Genomic DNA, 278 nt, shown 5'->3' on the forward strand with positions numbered 1-278 from the left:
CGTCGAGTTCGCCGTAGCTCAGACGAACATCATTGAACGTCACCGCCAAGGCATCCGGGGTGTTTTCCGCTTGGCGGGCGATCATCCGATGAACGCACAGGTCTTGCTCGAACGGCGCCTCCACCGGATTCCAGTCATGGGTCAGGCGTTGATGCTCATCAAACCCCAGCATCGACAATTCACCCAACGGGCGCTCGCCCTGACCAGTCATCTGCCCCAACAACTGAGCCAGATGCGCCGCCAATCGCTCCACCGTCTCAGCCGAAAAACTCGCCTGC

The 278-nt window shown here is 60.1% G+C and carries 1 pseudogene; it reads right to left on the reverse strand.

Features of this window, described 5'->3' with window-relative positions:
• Positions 1-278 (reverse strand): annotated as a pseudogene (locus OC610_RS29190) (peptide synthetase); the annotation flags it as partial.

The organism is Pseudomonas agronomica, assembly GCF_025917275.1.
Taxonomy (GTDB): domain Bacteria; phylum Pseudomonadota; class Gammaproteobacteria; order Pseudomonadales; family Pseudomonadaceae; genus Aquipseudomonas; species Aquipseudomonas agronomica.